Origin of the sequence: Pseudoduganella sp. OTU4001 (assembly GCF_038440195.1) — a bacterium.
Classification (GTDB): Bacteria; Pseudomonadota; Gammaproteobacteria; order Burkholderiales; family Burkholderiaceae_D; genus Rugamonas.
Window position 1 is genome coordinate 48,991 of sequence record NZ_JASATG010000037.1, and the last position, 7,597, is coordinate 56,587.

Genomic DNA, 7,597 nt, shown 5'->3' on the forward strand with positions numbered 1-7,597 from the left:
TAGACAACCCAGTCAACCAGTTTTTAATTGAAGAACAGGTACACCAGCAGCAGCACGATGCCAGGAACGCCCAGCAGCCAGGCCAGGAAATATTTGCCCATGACAGCCTCCTATAAAGTGAGGCTCCAGCTTGCTACGGACGGCGCCGGCCGTCCGTTCGCCGCTTCACTTGCGGAAGACTTGCTTGCCGCCGACCCAGGTTTCCAGCACGTTAATCTTGCCGATTTGATCATCCTTGACCTTGAACAGGTCCTGGTCGAGCACGATGAAGTCGGCCCACTTGCCCTTCTCCAGCGAACCGATGGCCTGCTCCTGGTGCGCGGCCCAGGCCGCGTCCAGCGTGAAGCAGCGGAAGGCCTCGGTCAGGGTCATGGCCTGTTCCTTGTACCAGCCGCCGGCCGGCACGTTCTGCATGTCCTGGCGCGTGACGGCGGCGTGGATGCCCTGCAGCGGGTTGGGCGACTCGATCGGGAAGTCGGAACCGCAGGCAATGCGGCTGCCCTGCTGCAGGAAGGTATGCCAGGCATACGCGCCCTTGATGCGCTGCGCGCCGACGCGCTGCTCGGCCATGTTCTGGTCGGAGGTGGCGTGGGTCGGCTGCATCGACGGCACGATCGACAGCTGCTTGAAGCGCGGGATGTCCGACGGCTGCACCACCTGCGCGTGCTCGATGCGGTGGCGCTTGGCCGGCAGCGGGAATTGCTTGCCCAGCTTCTCGAAGCTGTCGAGGATCTGCTTGTTGCCGGCGTCGCCGATGGCGTGCACATTGACCTGGTAGCCGGCCTTCATCGCCTTTTCGATCTTGGCGCCGATGGCGGCGTCGCTGTTGAACAGCAGGCCCTTGGTGTGCGGCGCGTCGCTGTAAGGATGGATCAGGGCGGCGCCGCGGCTGCCCAGCGCGCCGTCGGAATACAGCTTGACGGCGGACAGCGCGTAGCGGTCGCCGGCATAGGATTTCAGCGGACCGGCCTTGGCCAACTGGTCGAAGTCGGCGCCCACGTCGCCGATCATGGCGTACACGCGGGTCGACAGCTTGCCCTGGTCGGCGTATTCGCGGAACAAGCGGTCGGAGCCGACATCGATGCCGGCATCGTGCACGCTGGTCAGGCCTACACTGGACAGGATGCCCATTGCGCCGTCCAGCATGGCGCGCGCTTCGGCCTCGGTCGGCTTGGGCAGCACTTTGTAGACGTAGTCCATCGCGGTATCGACCAGGATGCCGGTTGCGTTGCCCTGCGCATCGCGCTCGATCTTGCCGCCTTCCGGATCCTTGGTGTCGCGCGTGATGCCGGCCGCTTCCAGCGCCTTGGTGTTGACCCACATGGCGTGGCCGTCGATGCGCTCCATCGCCGCCGGGCGGTCGCCCACCACCGCGTCCAGTTCGGCCACGGTCGGGAAACGTCCCAGCTTCCATATCTCCTGGTTCCAGCCCTTGCCGATCACCCATTTGCGCTGCGGGTTGGCGGCTGCGAATTTGGCGATGGACGCTTGCGCCGCCTGCAGCGACGTTGGCGTGTACAGGTCGGCGCTGGTGGCCACCTCACCCAGGCCGAACACGTGGCCGTGGGCGTCGATCAGGCCTGGCAGCACGGTCTTGCCCTGCACGTCCACGCGCTTGAAGCCCTTGGCCCTGGCCGCGACCTCTTTCGCACTGCCGACGGCAAGCAGCCTGCCGTGATCGTCGAAGGCCAGCGCCTTGAACTGCACCAGCTGGCCTTTGGCATTCAGCGTATAGCCATTGGCGTTCTCGATCATGGTGCCAGCGTTGGCGGAGATGGTGACGGCGGCCAGCGCGGCGGCGGCCAGCAGGGTGCGGCGGAAGTGCATGGGTCCAGTCCTCTCAATTTGAAAGCAAGAATTTGCAGAGTGTACCTGTTGACTCGACCATTTACACGTGTAATCATCAACCATCGATTACAAACGTAAATGATCATGACTATCCAGATCAGTGAAGCCGAAGCCCAGGTGATGCAGGTGTTATGGGGACGCCATCCGCTGGCGTCGGAGGACGTGTGCGCCGCCTTGGCCGGCCAGGGCTGGCAGGACGCCACCATCAAGACCCTGCTCAACCGCCTGTTGAACAAAGGCGCCATCAGCGCGCAAAAGGACGGGCGGCGCTACCTGTATGCGCCGCTGCTGGCGCGCGAGGATTGGCTGGCGACCGAAAGCCAGGGCTTCCTCGACCGCATGTTCAACGGCCGCCTGGCGCCGCTGGTAGCGCACTTCAGCCAGCACAAGGCCTTGAGCAAAGCCGATATCGCGGCATTGAAAAAACTGGTGAAGGAACTGGACGATGACAAGTGACTGGCTGCTGCGCTTCTTGCTGGCCAGTGCGGCCTCCTGCACGCTGGTGCTGCTGCTGCGCCAGCCGCTGCGCCGCCTGTGCGGGGCGGGCTGCGCTTACCTGCTGTGGGCGTGCGTGCCGGCCAGCATGCTGGCGGCCCTGGCGCCGCGCAGTGGCGTGATCGGACAGTCGGTCGCCTGGCCGGCCATGCCGGCACCCGCCACCCATGCGCTGGGCGATGCCCTGCAGGCGGCCAGTAACACGGCGGCCATCTGGCGCGCCGCTGGTTGGGAGGCCTGGCTGATCGGCGCTTGGCTGGCGGGGGCGCTGACCACTGCCGGCTGGATGGCCTGGCGCCAATGGTCGTTCCAGCGCGGCCTGCAGCGCGAACGCTGGCCGGACGGCCCGCTGCTGCTGGGCATATGGCGCGCGCGCCTGGTGCTGCCGCTGGACTTCCGCCGCAAGTACGACCGGGCCGAACGGCGCCTGGTGCTGGCCCATGAACGCATCCACGCCGAGCGCGGCGACCTGCTCGCCAATGCGGCATGCGCGCTGCTGCAATGCCTGGCCTGGTGCAATCCGCTGATCCACCTTGCCGCAGCGCGCTTCCGGCTGGACCAGGAGCTGGCGTGCGACGAAACGGTCCTGCGCCGGCACGGGCAGGCCGGCACTTATGCCAATGCCATGCTGAAAACACAGCTGGCGGCGCAGGGTCTTCCACTGGCTTGCCAATGGCAGGCCGTCCATCCACTGAAGGAGAGAATCATGCAATTGAAATCATCCGTTTCACCGGCCCGCCGCAACGGCGGCAAGCTGGCTGCCGCATTGCTGGTGGCGGCCTGCGGCCTGGCCGGCTTGTCGGCCCACGCCGGCACCCCGGCCGGCAAACACTACAAGCTGCATCTCGAGATGGAAGGTTCCGCCCCGCGCATCCTGCTGAAAGCCGGCGAGCCGGGCACGGTGACGGTAGGCGAAGGCGCCGACAAGTGGAGCACGCGCTTTGTGGCCGAACCAGCGGGCGGTAACGTCCTGCTGAAGGTGCAGGTGAGCCATGGCGACAAGGCCGTCAGCAACTTCAAGCTGAAGATGCCGGAAGGCGGCAATGGCAGCTTCGCCGTGGCCGATGGCGGCAAGGACTTCAACGTCGCGGTGCGCGTGACGGCACAGGATTGAGCAGCAAGAAGCGGAGTGCGGCGGCGCCGCGTGACGGGTTCAATACGGTTTTAACCGTTGGAGTCCCGCACATGATGACGCTGTTCGATTACCTGCCTTCGCAAAACGCCTACAAAGTACGCCTGCTGCTGTCGCATCTCGGCCTGCAGTACCGCACCGAGTTGGTCAGCATCTTCGAAGGCGCCGGCCAAGACCCGGCCTACCTCGCCATCAACCCGACCGGCGCCGTGCCGGCGCTGCGGCTGGATGATGGGCGCGTGCTGGCGGAGTCGAATGCCATCCTGACTTATCTGGCTGCCGGCACACGCTACCTGCCGGCCGACGCGTTTGCCGCCGCCAAGGTGCAGCAGTGGATGTCGTTCGAGCAGGACTATGTGCTGAACATTGCGTGCCTGCGCCATTGGACGATGACGGGCAAGCTGGCGCGCCGCCCAGCCGCGCTGGTGGCGATGCGGCGTGCCGGCGGCATGCGCGCGCTGCAAATCCTGGAGCGCGAATTGGCGTCGCGGCCCTTCATCTGCGGCGATGAATACACCATCGCCGACATCTCCTTGTTCGCGTACGCTCACCGCACCGACGAAGCAGGCCTGCCGCTGCGCGAGTTCCCGCAAGTCTGCGCCTGGATCGAGCGCGTGCGCGCGCAGCCCGGCTTCCTCGACGAGCACCATCCCTACTCGATCGATCCGCATTCGTCATCAGAGCTTCCCTGAAGACTGGGTGATGGGGACCTCGATCCGGGGTCTCAAACAAATCCACAGAAAGTTGCACTGAAATGGCCTGAAATGCCACTGAAATCCCCGGAATCGCGCTGCCGCTGCGTTGTGCGCCTGGAACTGCGGCGGTCCCTCCACGCGTGGGCCGCGCAAGTGTTCATTACGAACAAAAAGCGCTTTCTTCCAAGAGCGCTGCCCAGGGAGCCGCACCAAAGTACTTCCCAGGCATTGCGCGCGGAACCGGCAACCTCTGCGGCAAATCTGTTTGGGGTGGTGGGAAGACCTTCGTACATGACTACGTTCCCCACCACGGTGGCAGATGCAAGCGTGCCGATTGTGGCGCTTCGCCGCGCGCCGTGGCGAGCCAGGATGCCAGCGCCCCCTCAGCACTCGAAACCAAAGTTCAGGGGATTTCAGTGGCATTTCAGGCCATTTCAGTGCAATTTTCTGTGGGTTTGCCAGGGACCCCGAATCGAGACACCCGACCCTTCATGCGGCGTCGTGGAAGATGATGCCCAGCGTGTGGCGACGGCCGGCCCGCAGCCGGCTGACGCCGTGGCGCATGTTCACGCGGTAGACGCCGCGGGTGCCCTGCACCGGGCGGTGGAAGACCGGGAAGATGACGCAGTCGCCCTGCTGCAACGGGACGACTTCCACGCGCGACTGCATGCGTGGGCGCTGCTCGGTCAGCACGAATTCACCGCCTTCGAAGTCCTTGCCCGGCTGCGAAAGCAGGAAGGCCGCTTGCAGGGGGAAGACATGTTCGCCATACAAGTCCTGGTGCAGGCAGTTGTAGTCGCCCGGTTCGTATTGCAGCAACAGCGGCGTCGGGCGCTGCTGGCCGGCGGCGTGGCAGCGTTCAATGAAGTCCTGGTGCTGCGCGGGGAAGCGCGGTTCCAGGCCCATGGTGGCGTACCAGCGGTTGGCGATAGCCGCCAGTGGCGGATACATCCCGGTACGCAGCTCAGCCAACAGCGCCGGCAGCGGATAGCGGAAGTACTGGTACTCGCCTTTGCCAAAGCCGTGGCGCTGCATGATGACGCGGCTGCGGTACAGGTCCTGCCGGCTATAGCCGGCCGCCAATTGCGCGCATTCCTGCGGCGACAGCACGTTAGGCACATGCGCGCAGCCAAATTCGTCCAGATCCGCAGCAATTCGCACCCAGTCGAAGCCGTCCCAGCGCGCGGCGGGCGACGCGGCGGCAAGCGCGGTGGCGGCGATGGCGGTGGGCGGGACGTCGGTGGCGGGCGGCGCGAAGAGGTCGCGCGTCATGCCGCGGCCTCCGCCGGCGCCGCGCTAGCGGCGTGGGCGGCGTCGGCTTCGCGCTCGAGCAAGGCGGCTTTGCGCTCGACGCCCCAGCGGTAGCCCGAGATCGAGCCGTCGTTGCGCACCACCCGGTGGCAGGGAATCGCCACCGCAATCGCGTTGGCGGCGCAGGCGCCCGCCACCGCGCGTGCGCCGTTCGGCGCCCCGACCCGCGCCGCCAGTTCGGCGTAGCTGACCGTCTCCCCCGCTGGAATCTCGCGCAAGGCCTGCCAGACCCGCTGCTGGAACGCCGTACCGCGCACGTCGAGCGGCAGGTCGAGCCCAATCTGCGGCGCCTCCACGAACGCGATCACGCGCGCCACCACCTGCTCGTAGTCCGCCTCCGCGCCCAACAGCTCGGCCTGCGGGAAGCGGTCCTGCAGATCCTGCACCAGCGCCTGCGGATCGTCCCCCAGCAGGATGCAGCAGATGCCGCGCTGCGTGCTGGCCACCAGGATCGCCCCCAGCGAGCACTGGGCGATGGCAAAGCGGATCAGCGCCCCGCGCCCGCCCGCGCGCCAGGCCGACGGCGTCATGCCCAGCGCGCCCGGCGTGGCCGCATAAAAGCGCCCGGAAGAATTGAAGCCGGCCGCATAGATCGCCTCCGTCACCGAGGCCTCGGCCGCCAGCCCCGCCTGCATGCGCCGCGCGCGCGCCGCCGCCGCATAGGCCTTCGGCGTCAAGCCGGTCTGCGCCTTGAACACGCGGTGGAAGTGGAAGCGGCTCATGCCGCCCGCCGCCGCCAGCGCATCCAGGTCCGGCGCCACCTCGGCCGCATCGATCAGGCGGCACACCTCGGCCACCATGGCCGCGTGGCGCTCGGCCAGCGGCGGCTGCTCCGGCTTGCAGCGCTTGCAGGGCCGGAAGCCGGCCGCCTCGGCCTCGGCCATCGAGCCGTGGAAGGCGACGTTTTCACGCAGGGCCGGCCGCGCGCCGCAGGACGGACGGCAGAACACCCCGGTGGTGCGCACGGAATAGTAGAACTGGCCGTCGGCCGCGCTGTCGCGCGCCTGGACGGCGGCCCAGCGCTCGTTGTCGGTCAGGTAACGGTTCATATAAGACTCCAGGTACTAGTATGCCACCATGGTAGCCAGCCCGTCCGGCCGTCGCACTCCGCCGCTTGCTATTGAATTCCCCGGTGCTACAATCGCCACACCTATTGCATGGAGCACAAGCCCGGAGCCCGGTTTGGACGAACAACAACAGAACGACACCCCGATTTTTCAGCGCATCAAGGACCACCTGCTGGCGCAGATTGCCGCCGGCGCCTGGCAGGAAGGCGATGTGATCCCTTCCGAGCAAGCCCTGTGCAAGCAGTTCGGCGTGTCGCGCATGACCGTCAACCGCGCCGTGCGCGAACTGACTGCGGAAGGCGTGCTGACCCGGCGCCAGGGCGCCGGCACCTACGTCGCGGCGCAAAAATACCAGGCTACCCTGCTGGAAATCCGCAGCATCGCCGACGAAGTGCGCGCGCGCGGCCACGCCCACCGCAGCGCCCTGCAGCTGCTCGAGCGCGCCAAGGCCAGCGACCTGCAGGCGCTGGCGTTCGAGCTGCCCCCCGGCCACGAGCTGTTCCACTCCGTCATCGTGCACTTTGAAAACGGGGTGCCGATCCAGGTCGAGGACCGCTGGGTCAACCCGCTCTGCGCGCCCGACTACATGGTGCAGGACTTCAGCCACACCACCCCCAACGAATACCTGGTGAAAGCCGCTCCCTTGCAGGCTGCCACTTACAGCATAGAAGCGCTGGCGCCGCCGCGCGAGGTGGCCGAGATGCTGGCGATGGACGCGCGCCAGCCCTGCCTGGTGCTGAAACGCCAGACCCAGTCGGCCGGCCGCATCGCCTCGCTGGCCACCATGTGGCACCCCGGCCATCGCTACCAGTTTGGCGGCAGCGTTCCAGCCTGAGCAATGCTATAGTTGACCGCACACGCCTGCCCCTGCGCCGGCCAGAAAGGGATGCCTTGCCGCTACCGAGCCTGAAGCCGCCCCCCGCCGCCCGTCCGCGCCGCCGCGCGCGCCGGCTGCTGCTGCTCGCTTGGGCCGCCGCGCTGCTGGCGGCCGGCGCCCCCCCCGGCCCGGGCGCCCCCCCCCGGACCCACCAGCCCCAGGGGGGGCCCCC

7 protein-coding genes are annotated in these 7,597 nt (G+C 67.1%); 4 read left to right on the forward strand and 3 right to left on the reverse strand.

The annotated features are described in order from the left end of the window. Positions 1-165: 165 nt before the first annotated feature. Complete coding sequence (locus AAHE99_RS23315; protein WP_342119810.1) at positions 166-1,827, reverse strand: amidohydrolase; 1,662 nt, start codon at positions 1,825-1,827, stop codon at positions 166-168. A 105-nt stretch (positions 1,828-1,932) separates the two neighbouring features. On the opposite strand from AAHE99_RS23315, the gene AAHE99_RS23320 reads away from it, so the two are divergent. The 3 genes from AAHE99_RS23320 to AAHE99_RS23330 all read left to right on the forward strand — a co-directional run bounded on the left by AAHE99_RS23320 (position 1,933) and on the right by AAHE99_RS23330 (position 4,167). Continuing rightward, on the forward strand, positions 1,933-2,304 hold the full coding sequence (locus AAHE99_RS23320; RefSeq protein WP_342119811.1) for a BlaI/MecI/CopY family transcriptional regulator: 372 nt from the start codon (positions 1,933-1,935) through the stop codon (positions 2,302-2,304). Continuing rightward, positions 2,294-3,457: a M56 family metallopeptidase gene (locus tag AAHE99_RS23325; RefSeq protein WP_342119812.1), complete on the forward strand. Its 1,164-nt coding sequence runs from the start codon at positions 2,294-2,296 to the stop codon at positions 3,455-3,457. The genes AAHE99_RS23320 and AAHE99_RS23325 overlap by 11 nt, the downstream gene beginning before the upstream one ends. Positions 3,458-3,528: 71 nt before the next feature. Beyond that, positions 3,529-4,167 (forward strand): glutathione S-transferase family protein, encoded by a 639-nt coding sequence (locus tag AAHE99_RS23330; RefSeq protein WP_342119813.1) that lies wholly within the window; start codon positions 3,529-3,531, stop codon positions 4,165-4,167. 492 nt (positions 4,168-4,659) lie between these two features. Here AAHE99_RS23330 and AAHE99_RS23335 read toward each other — a convergent pair whose 3' ends face one another. Next, positions 4,660-5,442 (reverse strand): 2OG-Fe(II) oxygenase, encoded by a 783-nt coding sequence (locus AAHE99_RS23335; protein ID WP_342119815.1) that lies wholly within the window; start codon positions 5,440-5,442, stop codon positions 4,660-4,662. Beyond that, a complete protein-coding gene (ada, locus tag AAHE99_RS23340; RefSeq protein ID WP_342119816.1) occupies positions 5,439-6,530 on the reverse strand; it encodes a bifunctional DNA-binding transcriptional regulator/O6-methylguanine-DNA methyltransferase Ada in 1,092 nt (363 codons plus the stop codon). Before ada ends, AAHE99_RS23335 begins: the two co-directional genes overlap by 4 nt. 133 nt (positions 6,531-6,663) lie before the next feature. On the opposite strand from ada, the gene hutC reads away from it, so the two are divergent. After that, positions 6,664-7,383 carry a histidine utilization repressor gene (hutC, locus tag AAHE99_RS23345; protein ID WP_342119817.1) on the forward strand — a complete coding sequence of 240 codons (720 nt, stop codon included), beginning with the start codon at positions 6,664-6,666 and terminating at the stop codon, positions 7,381-7,383. The last annotated feature ends 214 nt before the right edge of the window (positions 7,384-7,597 follow it).